Raw genomic sequence first — 23,528 nt, 5'->3', positions numbered from 1 at the left:
CGTGCCGACGCCGCTGGGGTGTCCGGCAGGGCCGACCACGGCAACCAACAAGATGGAGGGAAATCGTGACCGAACTGAGCGCCCCCATGGTGTGGTGGATTGCCGCGGGCCTCGCCGTGGCGCTGGAGCTGGCCACCGGCACCTTCTACCTGTTGATGTTCGCCCTCGGCCTGGCCTGCGCCGCGCTCGCCGCGCACGCCGGGGCCTCCTTCACGCTGCAGCTCGTCGTGGCCTCGGCCGTCGGCGGTGGCGCGGTGGCTGGGTGGCACGTCAGGCGGACCAAGCACCCCCAAAGCGCCCCTGCGCAGTCCAACCCGGACGTGAACCTCGACATCGGGCAACGGCTGCAGGTGGACACCTGGGGTTCGGACGGCACCGCGCGCGTGCAGTACCGCGGCACGGCGTGGACCGCCCGCTACGCCGGCCCCGGCAACCCGAGCGCCGGCTTGCACGTCGTGCGCGCGGTCGAGGGCAACGTGCTCGTCGTCGAGCGCGCGTGAGCCGAACAACAACGCAACAGAGAGCGAGTCATGGAAATCTTCGCCATCGTGCTGGTGGTCATCGCCGTCATCTTCATCGTGCGTTCGCTGAAGGTGGTGCCGCAGCAGCATGCCTGGGTCGTGGAGCGGCTGGGGCGCTACCACTCGACGCTGACCCCGGGCCTCAACATCCTCGTGCCCTTCATCGACCGCGTCGCCTACAAGCACTCGCTCAAGGAGATCCCGCTCGACGTGCCGAGCCAGGTGTGCATCACCAAGGACAACACCCAGCTCACGGTGGACGGCATCTTGTACTTCCAGGTGACCGATCCGATGCGGGCGAGCTACGGCTCCTCCAACTACATCATCGCGATCACGCAGCTCGCGCAGACCACGTTGCGCTCGGTGATCGGCAAGATGGAGCTGGACAAGACCTTCGAGGAGCGGGAGTCGATCAACGCGGCGGTGGTCAACGCCCTCGACGAAGCGGCACTGAACTGGGGCGTCAAGGTGCTGCGATACGAAATCAAGGACCTCACGCCCCCCAACGAGATCCTGCGTGCGATGCAGCAGCAGATCACCGCCGAGCGCGAGAAGCGGGCCCTGATCGCTGCCTCCGAAGGCCGCAAGCAGGAGCAGATCAACATCGCCACCGGCGAACGCGAGGCGTTCATCGCCAAGTCCGAGGGCGAGAAGCAGGCCGAAATCAACCGCGCCCAGGGCGAAGCCTCGGCCATCCTCGCCGTGGCCGAGGCCACCGCCGAGGCCATCCGGCGCATTGCCTCCGCCATCCGTGAACCGGGCGGCATGGACGCGGTCAACCTCAAGGTCGCAGAGAAAGCCGTCGAGGCCTTCGGCCAGCTCGCGCAGAAGAACAACACGATGATCGTGCCCGGCAACATGAGCGAAGTCTCCGGCCTCATCGCCACGGCGATGTCGCTTTACAAGGGAAGCGCCGGGCCCGAGGCGCGCCGCTGATCCCGTTGTCGCGCCGCGGCTTCTTGCTACAATCGCAAGCTTTCCCGAATCGGCGTCGGATCACGGCTTTGTTCGCATGACCGGGCCGCCGCCAGCCGGATTCCGGAGGGATGGATGAGTGGTTTAAGTCGCACGCCTGGAAAGCGTGTGTGGGTTAATAGCCCACCGCGGGTTCGAATCCCGCTCCCTCCGCCACTTGATTGACAGCCCGCATTCACGCGGACTGCGCTCACCCAGCCGCTACTCGAAACGCCCGCTGAATGCGGGCGTTTTGGTTTTGGTTCATGCGGGCGCTTCGCTCCTGGGGCTGCGGGGCCCGGTTCCAAACGAAAGGGCGCCAAACAGAAAGGGCGCCAAACGAAAAGGGCGCCTTGCGGCGCCCTTTCGTCCAGTCACTCGCCCGAAGGCGAGTGGCCCGGCATGCGATCAGCGGACCACGGCCAGCTGCTGGCGGTTGCCGCCCTTGTAGGTGTACAGGGTCAGCGCGCCGTTCTTGATGTCACCCTTCTCGTCGAAGCTGATGACACCGGTCACGCCCTTGTAGCCCTGGGTCTTGGCCAGCACCGGCAGGTACTTGGCCGGGTCGGACGAGCCGGCCTTGACCATCGCGTCGACCATGACGTTGACGGCGTCATAGACGTACGGGGCATAGATCTGGACGTCGACGCCGAACTTCTTCTTGAAGCGGGCCTTGAAGTCGTCCAGCGTCTTCTTCTGCTCGCCTTCGACGCCACCGGCCTCGGCGCAGTAGACCTGGTTGTCGGCCATCGTGCCGGCCGCCAGCTTCGGCAGCTCGCCGGTGCAGATGCCGTCGCCGCCCATGAACTTGGCGTTGATGCCCAGCTGCTTCATCTGGCGCAGCATCGGGCCGGCCACCGCGTCCATGCCACCGTAGAAGACGATGTCGGGGTTCTTGCCCTTGATGGAGGTCAGGATGGCGGTGAAGTCCGTGGCCTTGTCGTTCGTGAACTCGCGAGCGACGATCTGACCGCCGGCGGCCTTCACGCCCTTCTCGAACTCGTCGGCCACGCCCTGGCCGTAGGCGGTGCGGTCGTCGATGACGGCGATCGTCTTGCCCTTGAGCTGGGTGACGGCGTACTTGCCGAGCGTCTGGCCCAGATGCACGTCGTCAGCCACGACGCGGAAGGTCGTCTTGAAGCCCTGACGGGTGTACTTGGGGTTGGTGGCCGACGGCGAGATCTGCGGGATGCCGGCGTCGCTGTAGATCTTGGAGGCAGGAATGGTGGTGCCCGAGTTCAGGTGGCCGACCACGCCGTGAACCTTGGAGTCGACCAGCTTCTGCGCAGCGGCGGTGCCCTGCTTGGGGTCGGCCGCATCGTCCTCGGCCAGCAGCTCGAACTTCACCTTCTTGCCGCCGATGGTCACGCCCTTGGCATTGAGCTCGTCGATCGCCATGCGGGCGCCGAACTCGTTGTCCTTGCCCAGGTGAGCGATACCACCGCTGGTGGGGCCGACGTGGCCGATCCGCACCACGTCTTGAGCGAAGGCCGCACCGGCCATCGACAACGCGGCGGCGCCCACGATCAGGTTCAGTTTGAATTGCATGAGATTAGCCTCCTAGAACGGAATAAGTTGAGATTCAATGTATGACTCAACGGGCGGAACAATACTCGAAAAATTTCCACGCATCGTGCGGGAATCCTCTAGGAAAACCCGGATGGAGCGTGTCAACGCCGAGGTGGCGCGCTCGTTAGGCAGGCCCATCGGATACGCGAACCGCGAGCCGCCCCCGCGCGCAGCGGGAACCGCCGGGCCCCGGCCCGGCGTTGCTCCTCAGCCGCGACTGCGATGCCGGGCCAGTTCCTGGGCCACGGCACGGGAGACGACGTCCCGCAGCGTCGAGGCCAGCTCGGCCCGGGTATCGCGGATGAGTTGATCGGCCACCCGAGCGAGCGCGGGCGTGAGCGTCTCGCGCAGCCGGTACTCGAGCATCAGGTCGATCTGCCGCTGCAAGTCCGCCAGCACGCGCTGGGTGATCTCCTCCTCCTGCCCGGCGCCGACGGCCGCGACAGTGGGCCCGCTGCCCGGTGGGGGGGGCGCGGGCGCTGCCTCGGGCCCGGGCGTCTGCTCGCGCGCTGGGACCGGCGACAGAGGAATGACCTCGGTGAGCGTCGGCACGTGACGGGGCGGCGTGCGCGGTCCCTGGGTCATGCCGGAACCTCGTACCGCACGATGGCGTACCCGCGGTCGCTGTAGTGCTTCCAGCGGCGGCGCCCTGCCAGGCGGTCCCCCTCATCGGTGGTGACCACCTCGATCAGCCGCTCGAACCGCTCGAACCCGGGAGGCACGTCGTCGCCGAAGTTGACGAGCACCGCGTGGTGGGGCAGCTCCCCCGGCGTGCGGGCGAGCCACACGCGCGTCAGGGCCGCCACCGGCCCCGCGGCTCGCCCTGCCCAGGCATGCGGCACGAACTCCACCGGCTCGAAGCTCCACAGGGCGCGGTCCAGCTCGGCCAACCACGCCTCGTGCCCCACCACCCCGACCTGGGCGCCGCTGCGCCAGGCTTTGCGCAACAGACGGCACGCATAGGCCATCCTGTCGCGCACGTTGAAGTGGAAGGCGATCTCGGTCATGCCGTCAGGCGCGCGAGGGGGCGGCCGCGGTGTCGAGGAGATAGTGCGTCAGCAAGGGCACCGGGCGGCCGGTGGCGCCCTTGGCCGGCCCGCCCTTCCAGGCGGAGCCGGCGATGTCGAGATGCGCCCAGCGGTACTTGCCGGTGAACTTGCGCAGAAACATCGCGGCCGTGACGGAGCCGGCGGCGCGCCCGCCCACATTCGCCACATCGGCAAAGTTGCTCTTGAGCGCCTCGTCGTACTCCTCGTCCAGCGGCATGCGCCAGCACGGGTCCAGCGCCTTGTCGCCGCTGGCCTGCAAGGCGGCAGCGAGCTCGTCGTCGGGCGAGAACAGACCGCTGCGATGGTGGCCGAGCGCAATGACGCAAGCCCCGGTCAGCGTCGCGATGTCGATGACGGCGGCGGGCTTGAAGCGCTCGGCATAGGTGAGCGCATCGCAGAGGATGAGCCGGCCCTCGGCATCCGTATTGAGGATCTCGATCGTCTGGCCGGACAGGCTGGTGACGACGTCTCCGGGCTTGACCGCCTTGCCGTCGGGCATGTTCTCGCACGCCGGGATGAGGCCGACGAGATTGAGCTTCGGCTTGAGCTCGGCAATGGCGCGAAAAGTCCCGAGCACGCTGGCCGCCCCGCCCATGTCGAACTTCATCTCGTCCATCTCGGCGGCGGGCTTGATGGAGATGCCGCCCGTGTCGAAGGTGATGCCCTTGCCCACCAGCACGATGGGCGCCTTGCTGCGCGGCGCGCCGTCGTAACGCAGCACGATGAAGCGCAGAGGCTCCTCCGACCCTCTGGCGACGGCAAGAAAAGCGCCCATGCCGAGCTTCTCGACGGCCTTGCGGTCCAGCACCTCGACCTTCAGACCGTACTCCTCGGCCAGCGCCCGGGCCTCCTCGGCCAGGACCGTCGGCGTGCAATGGTTGCCCGGTCGGTTGGCGAGTTCCCGCGCGAAGGTGACTCCTGCCGAGATGGCCGCACCGCGGGTCAGGCCTTCCTGGACGCCTTTGGCCTCGGCCTTTTCTCCCAGCACGGTGATCTTCGTCCAGGCAGCGGGCTTGGGCGCGCTCGGCTTCGTATGGCGGTAAACGTAGGCGGCTTCGGCCGCCGCGGCGGCGAGGGCCTCGGCCTGCGCGGGTTGCCAGCCGGCCTCCCACGCAGCGGCCACTGCCACATGCCGGGTGCCGCCCTGCTTGAGCGCGCCGAAGGCGGCAGCGAACGCCGCACGCGCGGCCTTGGGGGATTCGTCGGCGGCCGCCACCCACACCAATCGCACGGCCTTCACGCCAGCGGCCCGATGCATGTAAAGGGTGCGTCCCGCCTTGAACTCGAAGTCGCCCTGCGCCACCGCCTCCTTCAGCAGCGTGGCCAGGGCCCCTTCGAGCTTGCGCTGCGTCTGGCTCGTGACGACGACCACCAGGGCGTCCGCGGCGACGTCGGCCCAGCTTGCAGGCGATGCGGATTGGAATCGAAAGTCCATAATGCGCAGTTCAACTGAATCCGTCGATGTTATTCGATTCCTCCTTGCGCCGAGAGCTGGCCCGCAGTTTCGGGGCGACCCTGGTGGTGTTGCTGACCATCGTCCTCACGATGATGCTCATCCGCACCCTCGGGCAAGCAGCCAGCGGCAGCATCGCCCCGCAGCACGTCGTGCTGCTGCTCGGCTACGTCGTGCTCGGCTACCTGCCTTTGATTCTGTGTCTGTCGCTGTTCGTGGCCACGGTCAGCACCTTGTCGCGCATGTACCGCGACAGCGAGACGACCATCTGGTTTGCGAGCGGCGTGCCGCTGACCCGCTTCCTGCGCCCCGTCTTGCGGACCGCCGCGCCGGTGCTTGCGGTCACCGCGGTGGCGGCGTTGCTGGTCTGGCCCTGGGCCAATCAGCGCAGTGCCGAGCTGCGTCAGCTCTACGAGCGCCGCTCGGATCTGTCCCGTGTGGCGCCCGGCCAGTTCCAGACTTCGAGCGACGGCCGGCGCGTGTTCTTCGTGGAGCGCAACACCGAGGGCGGTCAGGTGGGCCGCAATGTCTTCGTTCTGATCCGCGAGCCGGACCGGGAGACCGTTGCGTCGGCGAGCACGGGACGGGTGTCGTTCGAGGGCGAGGACCGCTTTCTGGTGTTGGAGCGGGGGCAGCGCTACGACCAGAACCTACAGACGGGGGCCAAGACGATCGCCCAGTTCGAGCAGTACCGCCTGCTGACCGGCGAGAAGGCCTCGACGGGGGCCGCCGACCTGCCCCCCAAGGCGCGCTCGACCCTCGAGCTGTGGCGCCGTCCGAGCGACCTGCATTGGGGCGAGCTGGTCTGGCGTCTGGGACTGCCGCTGGTCGCCTTCAATCTTCTGCTGATCGGCGTGGCGCTGTCGGCGTTCAATCCCCGACGGGCGGGCAGCTGGAACCTGCTGCTCGCGCTCCTGGTGTTCATCGTGTATTTCAATCTGCTCAATCTGTCGCAGGCCTGGGTGGCGGCGGGGCGCGTCCACCCGGCGGCGGCATTGCTGGCGGTGCATGGCGTGCCCGCCGTGATCGGTTGGTTCGGCGTGCGCTGGCGCGAAGCCGGCCCGCCCTGGCGACGCTGGGCGGCTGCCCGGGCGGCGCGCTGAGGAACACAGGCCATGCAGACCGTGCGCCGCCTCATCCACCGGGAGCTGCTGCAGGCCGTGGCGTTCGTCTCGGTCGCCTTTCTCGCGCTCTTCTTCTTCATCGACTTCATCGACCAGCTCGAGCGGGTCGGCCGCGACGGCCGCTATTCCGCGGGGCAGGCCTTGATCTACTGCCTGCTGCTCCTGCCGGGGCACCTGTACGAGCTGCTGCCCATCGGGTTGCTGATCGGAGGCATCTACTCGATGGCGCGGCTGGCGCAGTCGTCGGAGTTCACCATCCTTCGCACCAGCGGCCTGGGCCCCGGGCGGGCGCTGTCGCTGTTGGTGAGCATCGGCCTCGCGTTCACGGCCGTGACCTTCGTCATCGGCGACTACGTGGCTCCGCATGCGAACCGCTACGCCGAGCAGTTCAAGGCCCAAGCCCGAGGCACCGCCTTCGGGCGCAGCGGGGCTTGGCTGAAGGACCGGCGCGGCACGTCCGAGGGGGAGCGCACCTACTCCATCCAGATCCAGTCGGCCACGCCCGATGGAGAGCTGCGCGACGTTCGCCTGTACGAGTTCGACGCCCAGGGGCGGCTGCTGTCTCGCACCACCGCCGCGCAAGCGCAGATCGACGACGATGCCGTCTGGCGCTTGCGCGACGCGGTCGTCACCGACTGGCAGCCGGCCACGGACGCAGAACACCGTCCCGGGGAGCTGGTGGTGCGCGAGCGACGTGTCGCGGAGCTGGTCTGGCAAAGCTCGCTCACGCCCTCGGTGGTCGCCGCCGCGGTCCAGCCTCCGGACATGATGTCCACCCTCGATCTCTACCGCTATGCCACCCATCTGGCGGACAACGAGCAGTCGGCGCAACGCTATGAAATCCAGTTCTGGCGAAAGGCGCTCTACCCTTTCGCCTGCCTGGTGATGGCGGCCCTGGCCCTGCCCTTCGCCTACCTGCATGCCCGCTCGGGCGGCATCAGCCTCAAAGTGTTCGGCGGCATCATGCTCGGCATCAGTTTCGTGCTGCTCAACAACGTCGCGAGCCACGTCGGCCTGCTGCAGAACTGGACACCGTGGGTGGCCGCCGCCACCCCCAGCGTGCTGTACCTGCTGCTGTCGTTGCTCGCGTTCCAGTGGCTCGTGCGCTACCGCTGACCATGAAGACGGGCATCCTGCTGTTCGCTCACGGGGCGCGCGATCCTCGCTGGGCCGATCCGTTCCGTGAGGTGGAGCGCGAAGTGCGCCAGCTCGCCCCCCAAGCCGCCGTCGCGCTGGCTTTCCTCGAATTCATGCCTCCCACCCTGCGGGAGGCCGGCGCCAGGCTCGTGGAGGACGGCTGCACCTCGGTGGCCGTGGTGCCCCTCTTCCTTGGCGCCGGGGGGCACGTGCGCAAGGACGTCCCCGAGTTGCTCGGGCAACTGCGAGCCGCCCACCCCCAGGTCGCCTGGAGCCTGTGCCGCGCCGTCGGGGAACACCCCGAGGTGGTGCGGGCCCTGGCGCACGCGGCGGTGGAGCGCACCTGGGGTGGCGCTGGCCCTGCTAATTCCGAAATGACATAATTTCAGCAGAGCTCAAAACTCGCTGAAATATATGAACCTCCATCAGTTTCGGTTCGTGCAGGAGGCGGTGCGCCGCAACTTGAACCTCACGGAAACTGCCAAGGCGCTCTACACCTCGCAGCCCGGCATCTCGAAGGCCATCCTGGAGCTGGAGGAGGAACTGGGCGTCGACATCTTCGCGCGCCACGGCAAGCGGTTGAAGCGGGTGACGGAGCCCGGGCAGGAGGTGCTGCGCTCCATCGAGATCATCATGCGCGAGGTCAACAATCTCAAGCGCATCGGCGAGGAGTTCTCCAAGCAGGACGCGGGCACCCTCTCGATCGCCACCACCCACACGCAGGCGCGGTACGTCTTGCCCGCGCCGGTCGCCCAGCTGCGCAGGCGCTTTCCCAAGGTGAGCGTGAGCCTGCATCAGGGCACGCCCGAGCAGGTGGCGCAGATGGTGCTCGAGGAGACGGCCGAGATCGGGCTGGCCACGGAATCGCTCGCGAACTTCGACGATCTCGTGACCCTCCCCTGCTACGAGTGGCAGCACGTGGCCGTGTTGCCCGCGCAGCATCCGTTGGCGGCCGTGGAGCGCCTCGCGCTCGAGCAGCTGGCTCAGGAGCCGCTCATTTCCTACCACCCCTCGTTCACCGGCCGCACGAAGATCGACCACGCCTTCTCGCTGAAGCGCCTGAAGCCCAACATCGTGCTGGAAGCCATCGACTCCGACGTGATCAAGACGTACGTGCGTCTGGGCCTGGGCGTGGGCATCGTGGCCGAGATGGCGGTCAAGGAGGACCCGGCCTTCCAGCCCGGAGGCGAACTGGTGGCACGACCGGTGGGGCACTTGTTCGGCCAGAACATCGCGCGTGTGGCCTTCAAGCGCGGCGCCTATCTGCGCAACTTCGTCTACGCTTTCGCCGAGCTCCTGTCCGACCGGCTCAGCCGGCCCCTGGTGGTGCGGGCCATGAGCAATGAAGCGAGCAGCTACGACCTCTGAAGCGTCCCGAACCATGAACTCGATCCGACCCGCCTCCTCCTTCCCCGCGCCCGGCGATGTGACGGCCCACACCAGCCCGCGCACGCCCGCGGTCACGACCAAACTGCCCAAGGTCGGTACGACGATCTTCACGGTCATGTCCGCCCTCGCGCAGGAGCACGACGCGGTCAACCTCGGTCAGGGGTTCCCGGACTTCGGGTGCGATCCGAAGCTCGTCGACTGCTTGACGGCCGCCATGCAGGCGGGCCACAACCAATACCCTCCGATGGCCGGAGTTCCCGCGCTGCGGGAGGCGATCGCCGACAAGATCGAGAGGCTGTACGGCCGGCGTTACGACCCGACGCAGGAGATCACCGTGACCGCCGGCGCGACCCAGGCCATCTTGACCGCCATCCTGGCCGTCGTGCGGCCCGGCGACGAAGTCATCGTGCTCGAGCCGTGCTACGACAGTTACGTGCCGAACATCGAACTCGCCGGCGGCAAGGCCGTCTTCGTCCCCCTGGGCCGCAGCGGCGAACCGGGGGACTTCCGCCCGGACTTCGATCGCATCGCCGCGGCGATCGGCCCGCGCACGCGGGCCATCATCGTCAACACCCCCCACAACCCCAGCGCCACCGTATGGAGCGCGGCCGACATGCGTCGGCTTGCGGAACTGCTCGCCCCCACCGATGTGCTGCTCATCGCCGACGAGGTGTACGAGCACATGGTCTATGACGGGCGCGCCCACGAGAGCGTGGCCAGGCACCCGCTGCTTGCCGCCCGGGCGTTCATCGTGTCGAGCTTCGGCAAGACCTACCACGTCACGGGCTGGAAGGTGGGCTACGTGGCCGCCCCGGCGACGCTGATGCACGAGTTCCGCAAGGTGCATCAGTTCAACGTCTTCACGGTCCACACGCCGACGCAACACGCACTGGCCCAGTACATGGCCGATCCCCGGCCCTACATGGATCTCCCCGCGTTCTATCAGCGCAAGCGCGATCTGTTCCGCACCGGACTCGCATCCACGCGCTTTCGTCTGCTGCCCAGCGAGGGAAGCTACTTCCAGTGCGTCGACTACAGCGCCATCAGCGACATGGACGAAGTCTCGTTCTGCCGGTGGCTGACGACGGAGATCGGCGTGGCCGCCATTCCTCTGTCGGTGTTCTACGAAGCGGGACGCGAGCAGCGCGTGGTCCGCTTCTGCTATGCCAAGAAGGATGAAACGCTGCAGCTCGCGCTCCAGCGGCTCGCCCGTCTCTGAACACGCGCGCCGATCAGCCGCGGCCCGTGCGGCCGTCGCCGCCGCGGGCCGGGACGTTCACATCCAGGTCCACCGGCTCGAAATCGATGACACGTCCGGGAGGGTGGTCCACGGGAGCAGGTGACGGCGCGGGAACAGGCGGGAAGTCGTCCAGCGGCAGGTCGATCTCGAACTGAGGCGCGGGCGGTGCCGCGGGTCCAGTGTCCGGCCCAGGTGCCGCCCCCGCAGCCGTCAGCGGCTCCAGCATCGTCTGCCCAAAGCGAGGTGCGGGTTCGTCGAAAGGCAGCAGGATGTCCACCCCGCCTTCGTCGGCATGTTCCACCCGCTCGCCCGCGATGGAGTACAGCAGCAGCAACTCGCGATACGCGGGCAGGTCGAAGGTTTGGGCCGAGGCGTCGCGCCGCAGCAGCGAAGCCTGCAGCACCTCCAGTGCCCGCGCCGGCGTCTCCCACAGCCCCTGCAGCCGCGAGATCACGGCGGGGTAGTCCTCCAACGAGCGCCCGTCGGCCAGTGATTCTTCCCAGGCCGGCGCATACGCGTTGAACCGCTGGTTGAACTCGCCGCGCACCGACTCGTAGGCTTCGCGGTCGCCGCGCTGCTGGTGGAGCTCCATCAACTTCAGGTACGGCAGCGGGCTGCCGTCGGGGTGATGCTGCACATGACTCTGCAGCAACGCGATGGCGGACTCCTCCTGCCCGAGGGCCACGAAGAACTCCGCCTGCTGTTCCAGGTCGATCAGTTCCTCGACCGAGACCTTGCCGTTGTGAGCGTGGTCCTCGCGCAGGGGCAGCACCGCGCGCGGCGCAGGCGCGGCCGCGGCAGACGCCACCGGCGACGGGGCCTCCACGGCGGGCCCGGCCCTCGGCGCCGGTTGGGCCTCCTCGCAGAACGTGGCAGGGCCGGACGGGCGTCGGACGTCGGCCTTCGGCCGATCCGCCGAGTCGCGTCGCTCACTCTGCAACGCCGACACCTCCTCTTCCAGGGCGCGGCGCCGGCTCTCGGCCAGGGCCGAGGGAGCCCACCATTGACGCGCCGGCGGCGCACCGCGGCGCGCGAGCACCCACAGCAGAGCCGCGGCGAGCGCGGCGGACAGGGCCCCCAGGGCGTAGACGAGGGGGTTGGCGTAGCGGTCCTCTCGGGCTGCGCGCAACTGGGCTTGCAGCGACTCGAGGCTCTCTCGGGTGCGGGCCGACTCGGCGCGCAGCTGCTGCAGGCTCTGCTCCAGCGCCTGCATTCTTGCGCTGGCACTGGCCGCCTCTTCGGGGGTGGCGCTCATGCCGGCCCACAACGCTGCGGCAGCCTCGCGCTGCGCCGGGTCGCTGGTCGACGAAGCGCCGGACGGCTCGTGCGTCAGGCGCAAGGACGCGACCGACTCGAGTTCGAGCGGATCGAGCTTGAGTCGCGGGGCGGGCTGCGGCGCGGGTGTGCGGGGGGCCCCCGGACCTGCCTTCGCCTCGGAGCGCGGGGATGACGACGGCACCACCGAAGCTCGACCACGCGAGGCATCGGCCCGCTCGCGCGCCGCAGTCCGGGACGCCGCTCGACGCTCGTTCGTCTTGGAGGCCCCTTCGCCCGACGCCTGGGCAGAAGGGCCGGTGCGTGGGGCTTCGGCGCGAGGGCGCCGCCCTTCCTGCGCTGCCGCACCGCTCGTCGAAGGCAGCCCGGAAACGCCTGGCAGTGCCGTCCCGTCGGTGGCGACGAGAGGCGGGTCGGCGAAGGCCACGAACTTGCGCACGAGGCGAGCGCGGCAGCCCGTGCCGACCTGAATCGACACGATCGGCTCTTCGATGCTGGCCGTCGTCTGCACCCTGACGAGCCGCTCGCCCGCAGCGCCAGGGAGCGGTTCGACACGCACCTGCACCTGGGAACCGGAGACGCGAGACTCACCGAAGTGGACTTCCGCGTCCACGCATTCGGATGCGAACTCCTCACCGGGCTCGACACGCACAGGGACGGCGAAATCGAGAGGCCGGCCGAGCACGGCAGAGGTGCGCGGGTTGCCCCAGCCGAGGGCGGTACTCAGCGACGGAGCACCCAGCAGCGCGATCATGCAAGCGAGCTGGACGCGTTGAATCTTCATTCGGCTGCAGTATCAATTTGTGACGGACTCTAGCACGTGACCACGTGCCTTCTTGTAACGTCGCAGTAAGGACGTGGGGGTCGCGGCACGATCGTCGCATCGCCCGCAGGCGCCCCCTGGAGCGTGCCGGAGCCACCGGGGCGCTTGGCCCGCCCTCGGGCGGTTGCTCGGACCGTCCCCTCTCCCTCCCCTTTCAGCGGTTCGCCTCATGCACAATGGGACGGCCACGACGACGGAGCAGAACCCATGCCCAGCGAGCTTCGTACCGAACGCCAGGACAGCACGCTCGTCCTCATCATGAGCGACCCCGACACGCGCAACGCGCTGTCCGAGGAGATCACCGCCGGCGCCGTCGAGGCGCTCAACGTCGCCGAGTCGTCCGAGGAGATTCGCAGCGTCGTCATCACGGGGGCCCACGGGATCTTCTGCGCGGGAGGCAACCTGCACAAGCTGCGCGAGAACGCCCGCCTCGGGCCCGAGGTGCAGACGGCTCGCATCGAGCGCTTCCACCGGTGGATCGAAGCCATCCGCACCTTCCCCAAGCCGGTGATCGCTGCGGTGGAAGGAGCGGCGGCGGGGGCGGGCGTGTCGATCGCGCTGGCCTGCGATCTCGTCGTGGCGGCCCGCGATGCCCGCTTCTCGATGGCGTACTCGAGGGTCGGCCTCTCGCCCGACGGCGGGCTCACCTGGCATCTGATGCAAGCCCTGCCACGCCAATTGGTGGCGCAACTGCTGTGGACGGCCGAACCGGTCACGTCCGAGCAGCTTCATGCGTGGGGCCTTGTCAATCGAGTGACAGACACGGGACTCAGCCTGAGCGAAGCTCTCAAGCTGGCGCAGCAAGTGACCCGTCGGGCGCCGAACGTGCTCGCCTCCACGAAGGAACTCCTGAACCACTGGCCGACCCAGCCCCTGCCCCAGCAACTCGATGCCGAGCGTGACGCCTTCGTCGACAACTTGCTTCACCCCAACGGGGCGGAAGGCATCGACGCGTTCTTCGAGAAGCGCGAGCCGCGATATCGCTGAAGCGGTCTACAACCCCCAAGGCGGGCGAGCGATGTGCGCGCCTCTCCTCCGATGTCTCCCATGAACTTGCACGACTGGCAACCCAAGCGCCGCCGCATCTACCTGATGCGCCACGGCTCGGTGGACTACTTCCTGCCCGATGGCACGCCGGTGCCGCCCGAGACGGTCCCCCTCAACGACACCGGGCGCGAGCAGGCCGCAGCCGCGGGCGAGTTGTTTGCGGCGGTAGGGGTGCGCTTCGATCGCGTCGTCACGAGCGGCCTGCCTCGAACGGTGGAGACCGCGCAGCGCGTGCTCGAGGCCGCGGGCCTGCAAGTGCCCATCCACACCGACGAGCGACTCCAGGAGATCCGCCCCGGGCGGCTCTCGGACATCCCGCGCGAGGCTCTGAAGGATGCGTTCCTCGGGGTGTTCCAGGGCTTCGTGGACGAGTCGGCCCGATTCCTCGGCGGGGAGTCGGTGGGCGAGATGCTGGACCGCGTGCTGCCCCCCTTTCAGGAACTGCTGACCGACGACGGCTGGAAGCAGATGCTGCTGGTGCTGCATGGCGGCGTGAACCGGGCACTGCTGTCGTACCTGCTGGCGGGGCAGCGCTGCTTCCTGGGGCGCATGGAACAGGCCCCCGCTTGCATCAACGTGGTGGACGTAGGCCGGCGCGACTGCGTCGTGCGTGCCGTCAATCTCGCGCCCACGCAGTGGCTGCACGAGCGGGAGCGCTACACCACGATGGAGAAGCTGCTGGCGCAGTACCTGCGGCTGGAGGGCTCTTCGCCCAAGACGTGAACACGGCGAGGCCCTCAGCGCCTCGCCCCCCTCACTCGCCGTGGTCACTCGCGGAAGCCGGGATCGATCCGATCGAGCCGGCGCAGCAAGCCCGGCCACGTCAGCGCCCCGCCGCCCTGCCCGCGCGTCACCTGCCGCGCCTGCTCCTGCGCCGTGCAGACGATCGCCGGGTCCACGTGCACCAGCTCGCCGCCGCCGGCCATCGCCCTCACCTGGATCGCGCACACGGACTCGAACAGGTACATCGCCAGGAAGGCTTCTGCCACCGAGGGGCCCAGCGTGAGCAGGCCGTGGTTGCGCAGCATGAGGAAGTTCTTGTCGCCCAGATCGCGCACGAGGCGGGCCTTCTCGTCCTCGCGCAGGGCGACGCCTTCGTAGTCGTGGTAGGCCAGGCTGGACAGGACGAAGATCGACTGCTGCGACAGCGGCAGCACCCCCTGCTTCTGGGCCGAGACCGCCACCCCGTTCAGCGTGTGCGTATGCAGCACGCATTGCGCATCGTGCCGGGCCGCATGGATCGCGCTGTGGATCGTGAACCCGGCCGGGTTGACGGGATAGGGGCTGTCGTCGAGCTTGTTGCCCTGCACATCGATCTTCACGAGGCTGGACGCAGTGATCTCGTCGAACAGCAATCCATATGGGTTGATCAGGAACTGATCCTGTGTGCCCGGCACGCGCGCCGTGATGTGCGTGAAAACCAGATCGTCCCACCGGAAGGCCGCGACCAGGCGGTAGGCCGCGGCCAGGTCGACGCGGACCTTCCACTCCTCCTCGCTCACCTGCCCCCGGCGGCTGGGAATCTGCAATGTCGATGTCATCGTCGTCTCCTCTCGTCATGTGGGCGAGGCCGGCGACCCCCCGTTCCATGGGGGGCATTGCCCCCCGGGGCGAAACCGCGCGTCCTCCAGGGGAACATAATCTTCCTCAACTGCCGCCCCTGTCACGTCAGCGACAAAGCATGAACACCCCCGTTCTTACAATCGCCGAACGCAATGCCATCGAGTCCGGCCCGTGGTTCTCCAAGTTGTCGCCATCGCTGCGGTTTGCGATCCTCTCGCGAGCGACGGTACGTCGGGTGCCGGACGGCGCGCTGCTCTCGTCTCGGGGGCAACCCGCCGACGAGTGGATCGGCGTGGCCAAGGGCGCGGTGCGGGTGAGCTCGGTATCGCTGTCGGGCAAGCAGATCACCCTCACGTATGTGGAGCCGGGTACGTGGTTCGGCGATATCGCGCTGTTCGATGGCCTGCCTCGCACGCACGATGCGAACGCGCATGGCGACACCACGCTGCTCGTCGTGCGCAAGCCCGACTTCAAGGAGTTGCTGCAGCAACACACGGAGCTGTACGACGCCTTGTTGCGGCTCAACTGCCGTCGTCTGCGACTGATGTTCAATCTGATCGAGGACCTCAACACCCTGCCGCTGGCCGCCAGATTGGCCAAGCAGTTGCTGCTGTTGGCGCGCAGCTACGGCGTGCCGCAGGGCGAAGAGATCCGCATCGGGCTGCAACTGGCGCAGGAGGACCTGGCGCAGTTGCTGGGCGCCTCCCGGCAACGTGTCAACCAGGAGCTGAAGGCCTTCGAGCGCGAAGGTGCGGTGCGCATCGAGCCCACCCGTCTCGTCGTGCTGTCGAAGTCGAGATTGATGGCGATCGCGGAAGGCGTCTGAGCGAGGCCTCTCGGGCAGGCACGGCCGGCTTGCGCCGATCGCACGGCACACGGGCGCCCCGCGGGCAGAACGTGCGCCACAGCACCCCAGGGGGAGCACACTGATGGATGCCTATACCGGGACTCGGCCCGTGGCCGCGCAGCATGCATTCGACATCGCGCGGCTCGAACAGTACCTCACGCAGCACCTCGCGGGCTTCCAAGGCCCGTTGACGGTGGAGCAGTTCAAGGGGGGGCAGTCCAACCCCACGTACAAGCTCAATACGCCCTCGCGCAGCTACGTGATGCGGGCCAAGCCGGGCCCGGTGGCCAAGCTGCTGCCTTCGGCGCACGCCATCGAGCGGGAGTTTCGCGTCATGCAGGCGCTGCACGGCACGCCGGTGCCCGTGGCGCAGATGCACCTGCTGTGTGAGGACGAGTCCATCATCGGGCGTGCCTTCTACGTGATGGAGTTCGTCGAAGGCCGCGTGCTGTGGGACCAGTCGCTGCCCGGCATGACGCCCGCCGAGCGCGATGCGATCTACGATGAGATGAACCGCGTCATCGCGGCGCTGCACTCGGTCGACTTCCGTGCGCGCGGGCTGGCTGATTACGGCAAACCGGGCAACTACTTCGAGCGGCAGATCGCGCGCTGGACCAGGCAGTATCAGGCGTCCATCACCGACCCCATCGAGGCGATGGATCGCCTCATCGAGTGGCTGCCTGCGCACATCCCGGCGAGCGCACGCGACGAGAGCCAGGTGTCGATCGTCCACGGGGACTACCGGCTCGACAACCTGATCTTCCACCGCAGCGAGCCGCGCGTGCTGGCGGTGCTGGACTGGGAGCTCTCCACGCTCGGCCATCCGCTGGCCGACTTCAGCTACCACTGCATGTCCTGGCACATCCCCCCGGGCGCGTTCCGCGGCATCGGCGGCCTCGACCTGGCGGCGCTCGGCATCCCCGATGAGCGCGAGTACGTGCGCCGCTATTGCCAGCGCACGGGCCGGGGCGACCCGGCCGCGGTGATGGCCGACTGGAACTTCTACCTCGCCTACAACATGTTCCGCATCGCCGGCATCCTGCAAGGCATCGCCAAACGTGTGGTGGACGGCACGGCCTCCAGCGAGCAGGCGCGACAGGCCGCCGCTGGTGCCCGCCCGATGGCTGAGCTGGCCTGGAAGTACGCCCAGCAGGTCTGAGACGACCGCGACCTTTCCCCCCTCACGGAGATCCCCCATGGACTTCGACTACTCCCCGCGCACGAAGGAGCTGCAGGCCAAGCTGCGCGCCTTCATGGACGAACACATCTACCCGAACGAAGGCCGCTACTGGGCCGAGATCGAGGCCAACACTCGCGCCGGCAAGCGCTGGACGCCCCTGCAGCTGATCGAGGAACTCAAGCCCAAGGCCCAGGCCGCAGGGCTGTGGAACCTGTTCCTGCCGGAAAGCGAATACGGCGCGGGGCTGACCAACCAGGAGTACGCGCCGCTGGCCGAGATCATGGGCCGCGTGCCGTGGGCGAGCGAGGTCTTCAACTGCTCGGCTCCCGATACCGGCAACATGGAAGTGCTGGTGCGCTACGGCACGCCCGAGCAGAAGAAGCAGTGGCTGGAGCCGCTTCTGGCAGGCAAGATCCGCAGTGCCTTCGCGATGACGGAGCCCGAGGTGGCCTCGTCCGACGCGACCAACATCTGCGCGCGCATCGAGCGCGACGGTGACGGCTACGTCATCAACGGCCGCAAGTGGTGGACCTCGGGTGCCGGTGACCCGCGTTGCAAGATCATGATCTTCATGGGCAAGACGGACCCCGGCGCGCCGAAGCACCAGCAGCAGTCGATGATTCTGGTGCCCGCCGACGCACCGGGCGTGAAGATCCTGCGCCCGCTGAACGTCTTCGGCTACGACGACGCCCCGCACGGCCACATGGAGGTGTTGTTCGAGAACGTGCGGGTGCCGGCGAGCAACATGCTGCTCGGCGAAGGCCGCGGGTTCGAAATCGCCCAGGGGCGCCTGGGCCCCGGCCGCATTCATCACTGCATGCGCCTGATCGGGCTGGCGGAGCGCTCGCTCGAGTTGATGTGCAAGCGGGTGAGCACACGCGTGGCGTTCGGCAAACCCATCGCCGCGCAGACGGTGACGCAAGAGCGCATCGCGGAGGCGCGGTGCCTGATCGAGCAGGCCCGCTTGCTGACCCTCAAAGCCGCATGGATGATGGATGTGGCCGGCAACAAGGCGGCCAAGGCCGAGATCGCGATGATCAAGGTCGTCGCACCTTCGATGGCCTGCAAGGTCATCGACTGGGCGATCCAGGCCCACGGCGGCGCGGGCGTGTGCGACGACTTCCCGCTGGCCAACTACTATGCCGGCGCTCGCACGCTGCGGCTGGCCGACGGGCCGGACGAGGTGCACCGCAACTCGATCGCCAAGATGGAACTGGGACGCTACGCGCAGTGAAGAGCCAGACGGTGCGCCGCACACCCAGCCCGCCTCGGCGGGCTTTTTCTTTTGCCGGGGGCGGCCGTCCCGAGGGCCGAAGGGGGCCGCCTGCAAGCCCGCACGCAGCCTGCTAGATTGCGGCCTACCCATGCCACCCGGAGGGAACAATGATCGAAGTCTATTCCTGGGCCACGCCCAACGGCCACAAGGTCCACATCATGCTGGAGGAGTGCGGACTGCCCTACAAGGTGATCCCCGTGGACATCGGGGCTGGCGAGCAGTTCGACCCGAAGTTCCTCGAGATCAGTCCGAACAACAAGATTCCCGCCATCGTGGACCCGGTGGGGCCGGACGGGCAGCCGATCTCGTTGTTCGAGTCCGGTGCCATCCTGGTGTACCTCGCCGCCAAGACGGGCAAGTTCCTGCCTGCCTCCGACCGCGGCAAGTTCGAGACGCTGCAATGGCTCATGTTCCAGATGGGCGGCGTGGGCCCGATGCTGGGGCAGGCGCACCACTTCCGCATCTACGCGCCGCAGAAGATCGACTACGCGATCGAGCGCTACACCAACGAGGCCAAGCGGCTCTATGCGGTGATGGACAAGCGGCTGGCCAAGAGCACGTACATCGCGGGGCCCGAGTACACGATCGCGGACATCGCCATCTTCCCCTGGCTGCGCTCGTGGAAGAACCAGGGCGTCGACTGGAACGATTACCCGCACCTCAAGGGCTGGTTCGACGAGATCGCGGCGCGCCCGGCCGTACAGCGCGGCGTGGAGGTGTTGACCGACCGGCGCAAACCGCTCACCGGCGACAAGGAACGCGAGATCCTGTTCGGCGCCAAGCAGTACGAGCGCCGCTAGCCCCCCGCCGGCCCTTCAGTCGCCGCTGTCGGCGAGGGGCTGGAGGAAGCGCAGACCCACGGCTCGGATGTCCGGGCCGTTCATCTCTCGCACGCTGAGATGGGCGGGCCCCAGCACCAACATGTCGCCGACCACGGGCGGGCGCCCCAGCTCTTGCGCCAGCCAACGGCCGAGCGGCTCGTGCCCGCGCTCGGGCGCCGGCAGCCCGTAGAACGCACAGACCTCGCCCACGGGCATCCGGGCATCGAGCACGAAGTCGCCGTAGACGGCGCGCGCCAGCCGTTCCTCGCCTTTACCCGGCAACGCCACGTGCAGTTTGCGCGCGGCATAGGCGATGGTGGTGCCTTGCAGCAGCAACGAGGTCAGCACGACGACGAAGGCGACGTTGAAGAAGAGCGCCGCGCCGGGCACCCCCGCCATCACCGGGAACACCGCGAGCACGATGGGCACCGCGCCTCGCAGACCCACCCAGGACACGAACCACACCTCGCGGGCACGGAACCGGAACGGCGCGAGGCACAGCCACACCGCCACGGGCCGCGCCACCACCATCAGCACCACCGACACCCCGAGCGCCGGCCACAACGTCTGCAGCATCTGAGAGGGCGTGACCAGAAGGCCCAGCAGCAGGAACATCGCGGCCTGCGAGAGCCACGCGTAGCCGTCCATGGCCCACAGCGCATCTCGCACCAACGCCGCGCTGCGGTTGCCGACGACGAGGCCGAACAGGTACACCGCCAGGAAGCCCGACCCGCCCAGCCAGCCGCTGGCGGAGAACACGGCCAGTCCGGCCGAGACGAGCAGCAGCGCCAGCGGCCCGGCCCGAAGCTCGGTGCGCGCGGCCAGACGAGGCAACAGCCACGAGAGGGCGAAACCCCCTCCGAGCCCGACCACGGCGCCCCAGCCGAACTGCTGCACCATCAGGGCGAGCAGGCCCGTCAGGCCCAGGTCCTCGCCCCCGAGGCTTGCCTTCACCCAGGCGATCATCGCCAAGGTGAGGTAGACGGCCATGGGGTCGTTCATGCCGGACTCGATCTCCAGCGTGGCTGCCACCCGTTCGTTCAGCGACACCCCGGACGACTTGAGCAGCGAAAACACCGCTGCCGCGTCGGTGGAGCCGACGATGGCCCCGAGCAGCAGCGCCATCGGCCACTGCAAGTCCAGCAGCCACATCCCCGCCATGCCGGTGATCCCCGCGCTGAGGACCACTCCCGCCGTCGCGAGCCCGGTGGCGGGCTTGAGGCCGGTGCGGAAGGTGGGGTAGGCGGTCCGCAAGCCGCCGTCGAGCAGGATGACCGCCAGCGAGACGTTCGCGACCCAGAAACTCAGGACGAAGTCGTCGAAGCGCAACCCGCCGGGGCCGTCCTCGCCGGCCAGCATGCCGCCGACGAGGAAGACGAGCAGGAAGGAAAAGCCCACTCGGGCCGACACGAGCCCGGACAGGACGCTGAGAAAGACGAGGGCACCTGCCGAAAAGAGCGGTATGTTGATGAAATCCATGGGCGATGCGCGGCAACATCGCCGACGTTAGCAGACGCTCGGCGGCCGAGGGCTGGGGGCGCCCTGTCGAGCGGCAGCGCGCCTCCTCAAGAGCAGGCTCAGGGCTCGAGCGCGTAGATCAGCGCCGCCTCACGTTCGGAGCTGCTGTGGCCGGCCAAGGCGGCATCCCACTCGGGCCGGTGGGCCTCGCGCACCGGCTGCAGGCCCTCGGTCATCATGCCGACCTCCTCGGAGCCCGCGTCGAACTCGGCCAGCAGCCGCCGCTGCACGTCGAACAGCCGCGCCACCATGGCACCGCCGGATTCGATGAGTACCAGATACCGGGCAGGAGGATTGGGATGCATGCGTCGCAGGCGGTCGAGGTCGTGATCCCGCAAGCCTAGCATGGGGCGGGCCTGGCGCATCGAGGGATGGCGGGCGCGCCCTCGGAACGGCCGGGGCGTGGCGCTCGTGCGGCGCGGCTGTGGCGCGGGTGTGGCGCGGGGTGTGGCGGGCGGCAGCGGGCCCCTGTGCACTTGCGCTGCTGGCCTGCCCGGGAGGACTCGAACCTCCGACCTACTGCTTAGAAGGCAGTTGCTCTATCCAGTTGAGCTACGGGCAGACAGCGCGATTCTAAGGCCCGTGTTCGGCGCGCAACGCCGCGTCCCGTCGCGGGCATCCTGCTTGCCCGGAGGGCGGCGTGGAGCCTTCCGACCGGTCCTCGACCTCCCCTGCCGGGCCTGTGCGTGCGCGGCCCGCGCCGTGGCGCGCCTTCAGCGCGCGGTGGCGGCGTCTCGGGAAATGGCCTCGACGGGCGGCGGCGGCAGTGCTTGCCGTTCTCATCGCGCTCGTGGCGGGCGAGGTGTCGGGCTGGCCCTTCCTGCGCGCCCCGCTCGAAGCACGGCTTTCGTCGGCGCTGAAACGGGAGGTGCGACTGGAAGGCGACTTCCGCATGCGCCTGCTCGGCTCGGTGCGGCTGGCGACGCAGCGGTTGACGATCGGCCCGCCGGCCTGGGCGGGCGAGCAGCGGCCCAAGTTCGTCTCGGGCGAGCACGTACGGCTCGTGCTGCCCTACAGCACGGTGCTCGCGGCGCTGCGGGGCGGCTCGCACGAGCCCCTGCGCGTGCGCGCTCTGGAGGTGGGCCGCTTCGACGCCGAACTGTGGCGCGACGCCGAGGGGCGGGCGAACTGGCAGTTCCGCGAGGAACCTCCTCCACCTTCGCGCGAGGACGCGTCGGTGCCCGTGTTCGACCGGCTGGTGGTGGGCAACGGCCAGATCGCCTACGACGATGCGATGCGCGGGCTGCGCGTCTCCGCGCGGGCCCGCACCGAAGAAGGCGCCCGGGCCGAGGACGCGGCCGGCCTCGTCGTGGAAGGCCAGGGCCGCTTTCGTGACGCCGACTTCGAGTTCCATGCGGCCTCGCGAGGTGTCATGCCGTTGATCGCCTCGGAAGGCGCCGCCACGCCGGTGCCCCTCGCGCTGCGTGCGAGCACGGGTCGCACGCGCCTTGCGTTCGAGGGGCAGGCGGTCGACATCCTGCGCCTGCATGGCTTCGATGGACGCTTCCAGGCGTCGGGCCCCTCGCTGGCGGCGGTGGGCACGCCGTTCGGCCTCACCTTGCCGAGCACGCCCGAGTTCGAGCTCGACGGTCGCTTGCGCAAGGAAGGCGAGGTGTGGAAGGCCGACGTGGCCCGGTTGCACGTGGGGAGCAGCCGGTTGGCGGGCCGCTTCACGTACGATCGCCGCCCCGAGCGGCCCCTGCTCACCGGCTCGCTGGAAGGCGAGCGTCTGGTGCTGCGCGATCTGGGGCCGGCCTTCGGTGCGCCGGCCGGGCCCAGAGGCGGCGCTTCCCCGCGTGCGGCTTCCGACGACGGCCAGATCCTGCCGGAGCGCGAGTTCAACCTGCCCTCGCTGCGCCGCATGGACGCCGATGTGCGGGTGAACCTGCGACAGTTGGACCTCGGCACGCCCTACCTCGGCGACCTGAAGCCGCTGGAGGGTCACGTGCGGTTGCAAGACGGCGTGCTGCGCATCAGCGACCTCGTCGCCAGTGCATCCGGTGGCCGGGTGACCGGTGCCATCGGACTCGACGGCCGCAAGCGCACTCCCAACTGGGACATCGACCTGCGTTGGGCAGGCGTGAGGCTGGAACAGTGGCTGAAGGTGCGCAATCCACGCGACAAGCGCGGCGACGGCTCCCCTGCGCCCTACATCAGCGGGGTGCTGGGGGGCCAGGCGAAGTTCGTCGGTGCCGGCCGCTCCACCGCGGACATGCTGGGTTCGCTCGACGGAGGGACCACGCTTTGGATCCAGAACGGCGAGTTGTCGCATCTCGTCATCGAAGCGCTCGGCATCGACATCGCCGAGAGCCTGGGCATCCTGGTGCGCGGTGACGAGAGCCTGCCCGTGCGGTGCGCGGTCGCGCAGTTCACGGCCCGCGACGGTCACCTCAAGACCGAGGTCGGCCTCATCGACACGCCCGACACCACGCTGCTCGTGGAGGGCACCGTCTCGCTGCGTCAGGAACGCCTGGCCCTGCAGGTGAAGGCCCGCCCCAAGGATTTCACGCCGCTTTCGCTGCGCGCGCCCATCCGCATCGAAGGCAGCTTCGCGGACCCCGCCATCCGGCCCGAGGGCAAGACGCTGGGCCTGAAGCTGCTCGGCGCCGCGGCGCTGGCCGCCGTCACGCCCCTGGCGGCCATCATCCCGCTCATCGACCCGGGCGAACGCACCCCGGGAGGTTGCCACCTCGCCCTGGAGCGGCTGCGCGGGGCGCCGGCACGCCGCTGAAACCGAGGCCC

22 protein-coding genes and 2 tRNA genes are annotated in these 23,528 nt (G+C 68.6%); 15 read left to right on the top strand and 9 right to left on the bottom strand.

What is annotated here, in order from left to right:
• Positions 1-65 precede the first annotated feature (65 nt).
• From OMP39_RS06995 to OMP39_RS06985, 3 genes are all read left to right on the top strand, one after another.
• Positions 66-500: an NfeD family protein gene (locus OMP39_RS06995; protein WP_342454885.1), complete on the top strand. Its 435-nt coding sequence runs from the start codon at positions 66-68 to the stop codon at positions 498-500.
• Positions 501-530: 30 nt separating this feature from the next.
• On the top strand, positions 531-1,457 hold the full coding sequence (locus tag OMP39_RS06990) for an SPFH domain-containing protein (RefSeq protein WP_264894251.1): 927 nt from the start codon (positions 531-533) through the stop codon (positions 1,455-1,457).
• Between the two features lie 104 nt (positions 1,458-1,561).
• Positions 1,562-1,652 (top strand) — tRNA-Ser (locus OMP39_RS06985).
• A 231-nt stretch (positions 1,653-1,883) separates the two neighbouring features.
• Here the strand turns inward: OMP39_RS06985 and OMP39_RS06980 are convergent.
• The 4 genes from OMP39_RS06980 to OMP39_RS06965 form a co-directional block, all read right to left on the bottom strand.
• Positions 1,884-3,023, bottom strand: a complete 1,140-nt coding sequence (locus OMP39_RS06980; RefSeq protein ID WP_264894250.1) for a branched-chain amino acid ABC transporter substrate-binding protein — start codon at positions 3,021-3,023, stop codon at positions 1,884-1,886.
• 228 nt (positions 3,024-3,251) lie between these two features.
• Entirely contained in the window at positions 3,252-3,629 is a 378-nt protein-coding gene (locus OMP39_RS06975) for a hypothetical protein (RefSeq protein WP_264894247.1), read from the bottom strand.
• A complete protein-coding gene (locus OMP39_RS06970; RefSeq protein ID WP_264894245.1) occupies positions 3,626-4,051 on the bottom strand; it encodes a DNA polymerase III subunit chi in 426 nt (141 codons plus the stop codon). The genes OMP39_RS06975 and OMP39_RS06970 overlap by 4 nt, the downstream gene beginning before the upstream one ends.
• A gap of 4 nt (positions 4,052-4,055) precedes the next feature.
• The gene (locus OMP39_RS06965) at positions 4,056-5,528 is read right to left on the bottom strand and encodes a leucyl aminopeptidase (RefSeq protein WP_264894243.1); all 1,473 of its coding nucleotides are present in this window, start codon (positions 5,526-5,528) and stop codon (positions 4,056-4,058) included.
• A gap of 26 nt (positions 5,529-5,554) precedes the next feature.
• Here OMP39_RS06965 and lptF point away from each other — a divergent pair, with 26 nt between their 5' ends.
• The 5 genes from lptF to OMP39_RS06940 are packed head-to-tail and all read left to right on the top strand — an operon-like array spanning position 5,555 to position 10,415.
• Complete coding sequence (gene lptF / locus OMP39_RS06960; protein ID WP_264894241.1) at positions 5,555-6,649, top strand: LPS export ABC transporter permease LptF; 1,095 nt, start codon at positions 5,555-5,557, stop codon at positions 6,647-6,649.
• Between the two features lie 12 nt (positions 6,650-6,661).
• Positions 6,662-7,786 carry an LPS export ABC transporter permease LptG gene (gene lptG / locus OMP39_RS06955; protein ID WP_264894240.1) on the top strand — a complete coding sequence of 375 codons (1,125 nt, stop codon included), beginning with the start codon at positions 6,662-6,664 and terminating at the stop codon, positions 7,784-7,786.
• A 2-nt stretch (positions 7,787-7,788) separates the two neighbouring features.
• Complete coding sequence (locus OMP39_RS06950) at positions 7,789-8,190, top strand: sirohydrochlorin chelatase (protein WP_264894239.1); 402 nt, start codon at positions 7,789-7,791, stop codon at positions 8,188-8,190.
• Positions 8,191-8,221: 31 nt separating this feature from the next.
• On the top strand, positions 8,222-9,175 hold the full coding sequence (locus OMP39_RS06945; protein WP_264894237.1) for a CysB family HTH-type transcriptional regulator: 954 nt from the start codon (positions 8,222-8,224) through the stop codon (positions 9,173-9,175).
• Positions 9,176-9,188: 13 nt separating this feature from the next.
• The gene (locus OMP39_RS06940) at positions 9,189-10,415 is read left to right on the top strand and encodes a pyridoxal phosphate-dependent aminotransferase (RefSeq protein ID WP_264894236.1); all 1,227 of its coding nucleotides are present in this window, start codon (positions 9,189-9,191) and stop codon (positions 10,413-10,415) included.
• A 13-nt stretch (positions 10,416-10,428) separates the two neighbouring features.
• Here OMP39_RS06940 and OMP39_RS06935 read toward each other — a convergent pair whose 3' ends face one another.
• On the bottom strand, positions 10,429-12,495 hold the full coding sequence (locus OMP39_RS06935; protein WP_264894234.1) for a type IV pilus assembly protein FimV: 2,067 nt from the start codon (positions 12,493-12,495) through the stop codon (positions 10,429-10,431).
• A gap of 246 nt (positions 12,496-12,741) precedes the next feature.
• On the opposite strand from OMP39_RS06935, the gene OMP39_RS06930 reads away from it, so the two are divergent.
• Positions 12,742-13,521, top strand: coding sequence for an oxepin-CoA hydrolase, alternative type (locus OMP39_RS06930; protein ID WP_264894232.1), 780 nt, complete (start codon positions 12,742-12,744; stop codon positions 13,519-13,521).
• 60 nt (positions 13,522-13,581) lie between these two features.
• Complete coding sequence (locus OMP39_RS06925) at positions 13,582-14,304, top strand: histidine phosphatase family protein (RefSeq protein ID WP_395142298.1); 723 nt, start codon at positions 13,582-13,584, stop codon at positions 14,302-14,304.
• A 44-nt stretch (positions 14,305-14,348) separates the two neighbouring features.
• On the opposite strand, the gene OMP39_RS06920 is transcribed toward OMP39_RS06925, so the two are convergent.
• Complete coding sequence (locus tag OMP39_RS06920; protein WP_264894230.1) at positions 14,349-15,122, bottom strand: class II aldolase/adducin family protein; 774 nt, start codon at positions 15,120-15,122, stop codon at positions 14,349-14,351.
• 140 nt (positions 15,123-15,262) lie between these two features.
• Between OMP39_RS06920 and OMP39_RS06915 the strand changes: the two genes are divergently transcribed.
• The 4 genes from OMP39_RS06915 to OMP39_RS06900 all read left to right on the top strand — a co-directional run bounded on the left by OMP39_RS06915 (position 15,263) and on the right by OMP39_RS06900 (position 19,247).
• A complete protein-coding gene (locus OMP39_RS06915) occupies positions 15,263-15,970 on the top strand; it encodes a Crp/Fnr family transcriptional regulator (protein ID WP_264894229.1) in 708 nt (235 codons plus the stop codon).
• A 103-nt stretch (positions 15,971-16,073) separates the two neighbouring features.
• Entirely contained in the window at positions 16,074-17,150 is a 1,077-nt protein-coding gene (locus OMP39_RS06910) for a phosphotransferase (RefSeq protein ID WP_264894227.1), read from the top strand.
• Positions 17,151-17,187: 37 nt separating this feature from the next.
• Positions 17,188-18,405 (top strand): acyl-CoA dehydrogenase family protein, encoded by a 1,218-nt coding sequence (locus OMP39_RS06905; protein ID WP_264894225.1) that lies wholly within the window; start codon positions 17,188-17,190, stop codon positions 18,403-18,405.
• A 149-nt stretch (positions 18,406-18,554) separates the two neighbouring features.
• Positions 18,555-19,247 carry a glutathione binding-like protein gene (locus OMP39_RS06900; protein WP_264894224.1) on the top strand — a complete coding sequence of 231 codons (693 nt, stop codon included), beginning with the start codon at positions 18,555-18,557 and terminating at the stop codon, positions 19,245-19,247.
• Between the two features lie 15 nt (positions 19,248-19,262).
• On the opposite strand, the gene OMP39_RS06895 is transcribed toward OMP39_RS06900, so the two are convergent.
• From OMP39_RS06895 to OMP39_RS06885, 3 genes are all read right to left on the bottom strand, one after another.
• Positions 19,263-20,747, bottom strand: a complete 1,485-nt coding sequence (locus OMP39_RS06895; RefSeq protein ID WP_264894223.1) for a potassium/proton antiporter — start codon at positions 20,745-20,747, stop codon at positions 19,263-19,265.
• A gap of 98 nt (positions 20,748-20,845) precedes the next feature.
• Positions 20,846-21,133, bottom strand: a complete 288-nt coding sequence (locus OMP39_RS06890; protein WP_264894221.1) for a hypothetical protein — start codon at positions 21,131-21,133, stop codon at positions 20,846-20,848.
• Between the two features lie 138 nt (positions 21,134-21,271).
• Positions 21,272-21,348: transfer RNA gene (locus OMP39_RS06885), tRNA-Arg, on the bottom strand.
• 204 nt (positions 21,349-21,552) lie between these two features.
• On the opposite strand from OMP39_RS06885, the gene OMP39_RS06880 reads away from it, so the two are divergent.
• Positions 21,553-23,517, top strand: a complete 1,965-nt coding sequence (locus OMP39_RS06880) for an AsmA family protein (protein ID WP_264894219.1) — start codon at positions 21,553-21,555, stop codon at positions 23,515-23,517.
• Positions 23,518-23,528 lie beyond the last annotated feature (11 nt).

The organism is Schlegelella aquatica, from assembly GCF_026013905.1.
Classification (GTDB): domain Bacteria; phylum Pseudomonadota; class Gammaproteobacteria; order Burkholderiales; family Burkholderiaceae_C; genus Caldimonas; species Caldimonas aquatica.
This window is presented reverse-complemented; position numbering and strand designations above follow the sequence as displayed.

Bases quoted from the DNA above. Each gene is read 5' to 3' on its own strand.
- OMP39_RS06965 (WP_264894243.1), bottom strand. From the start codon at position 5,528: ATGGACTTTCGATTCCAATCCGCATCGCCTGCAAGCTGGGCCGACGTC.
- lptF (WP_264894241.1), top strand. From the start codon at position 5,555: ATGTTATTCGATTCCTCCTTGCGCCGAGAGCTGGCCCGCAGTTTCGGG.
- OMP39_RS06975 (WP_264894247.1), bottom strand. From the start codon at position 3,629: ATGACCCAGGGACCGCGCACGCCGCCCCGTCACGTGCCGACGCTCACC.
- OMP39_RS06900 (WP_264894224.1), top strand. From the start codon at position 18,555: ATGATCGAAGTCTATTCCTGGGCCACGCCCAACGGCCACAAGGTCCAC.
- OMP39_RS06920 (WP_264894230.1), bottom strand. From the start codon at position 15,122: ATGACATCGACATTGCAGATTCCCAGCCGCCGGGGGCAGGTGAGCGAG.
- OMP39_RS06915 (WP_264894229.1), top strand. From the start codon at position 15,263: ATGAACACCCCCGTTCTTACAATCGCCGAACGCAATGCCATCGAGTCC.
- OMP39_RS06970 (WP_264894245.1), bottom strand. From the start codon at position 4,051: ATGACCGAGATCGCCTTCCACTTCAACGTGCGCGACAGGATGGCCTAT.
- OMP39_RS06990 (WP_264894251.1), top strand. From the start codon at position 531: ATGGAAATCTTCGCCATCGTGCTGGTGGTCATCGCCGTCATCTTCATC.
- OMP39_RS06895 (WP_264894223.1), bottom strand. From the start codon at position 20,747: ATGGATTTCATCAACATACCGCTCTTTTCGGCAGGTGCCCTCGTCTTT.
- OMP39_RS06935 (WP_264894234.1), bottom strand. From the start codon at position 12,495: ATGAAGATTCAACGCGTCCAGCTCGCTTGCATGATCGCGCTGCTGGGT.
- lptG (WP_264894240.1), top strand. From the start codon at position 6,662: ATGCAGACCGTGCGCCGCCTCATCCACCGGGAGCTGCTGCAGGCCGTG.
- OMP39_RS06980 (WP_264894250.1), bottom strand. From the start codon at position 3,023: ATGCAATTCAAACTGAACCTGATCGTGGGCGCCGCCGCGTTGTCGATG.
- OMP39_RS06940 (WP_264894236.1), top strand. From the start codon at position 9,189: ATGAACTCGATCCGACCCGCCTCCTCCTTCCCCGCGCCCGGCGATGTG.
- OMP39_RS06890 (WP_264894221.1), bottom strand. From the start codon at position 21,133: ATGCTAGGCTTGCGGGATCACGACCTCGACCGCCTGCGACGCATGCAT.
- OMP39_RS06930 (WP_264894232.1), top strand. From the start codon at position 12,742: ATGCCCAGCGAGCTTCGTACCGAACGCCAGGACAGCACGCTCGTCCTC.
- OMP39_RS06950 (WP_264894239.1), top strand. From the start codon at position 7,789: ATGAAGACGGGCATCCTGCTGTTCGCTCACGGGGCGCGCGATCCTCGC.
- OMP39_RS06945 (WP_264894237.1), top strand. From the start codon at position 8,222: ATGAACCTCCATCAGTTTCGGTTCGTGCAGGAGGCGGTGCGCCGCAAC.
- OMP39_RS06925 (WP_395142298.1), top strand. From the start codon at position 13,582: ATGAACTTGCACGACTGGCAACCCAAGCGCCGCCGCATCTACCTGATG.
- OMP39_RS06905 (WP_264894225.1), top strand. From the start codon at position 17,188: ATGGACTTCGACTACTCCCCGCGCACGAAGGAGCTGCAGGCCAAGCTG.
- OMP39_RS06910 (WP_264894227.1), top strand. From the start codon at position 16,074: ATGGATGCCTATACCGGGACTCGGCCCGTGGCCGCGCAGCATGCATTC.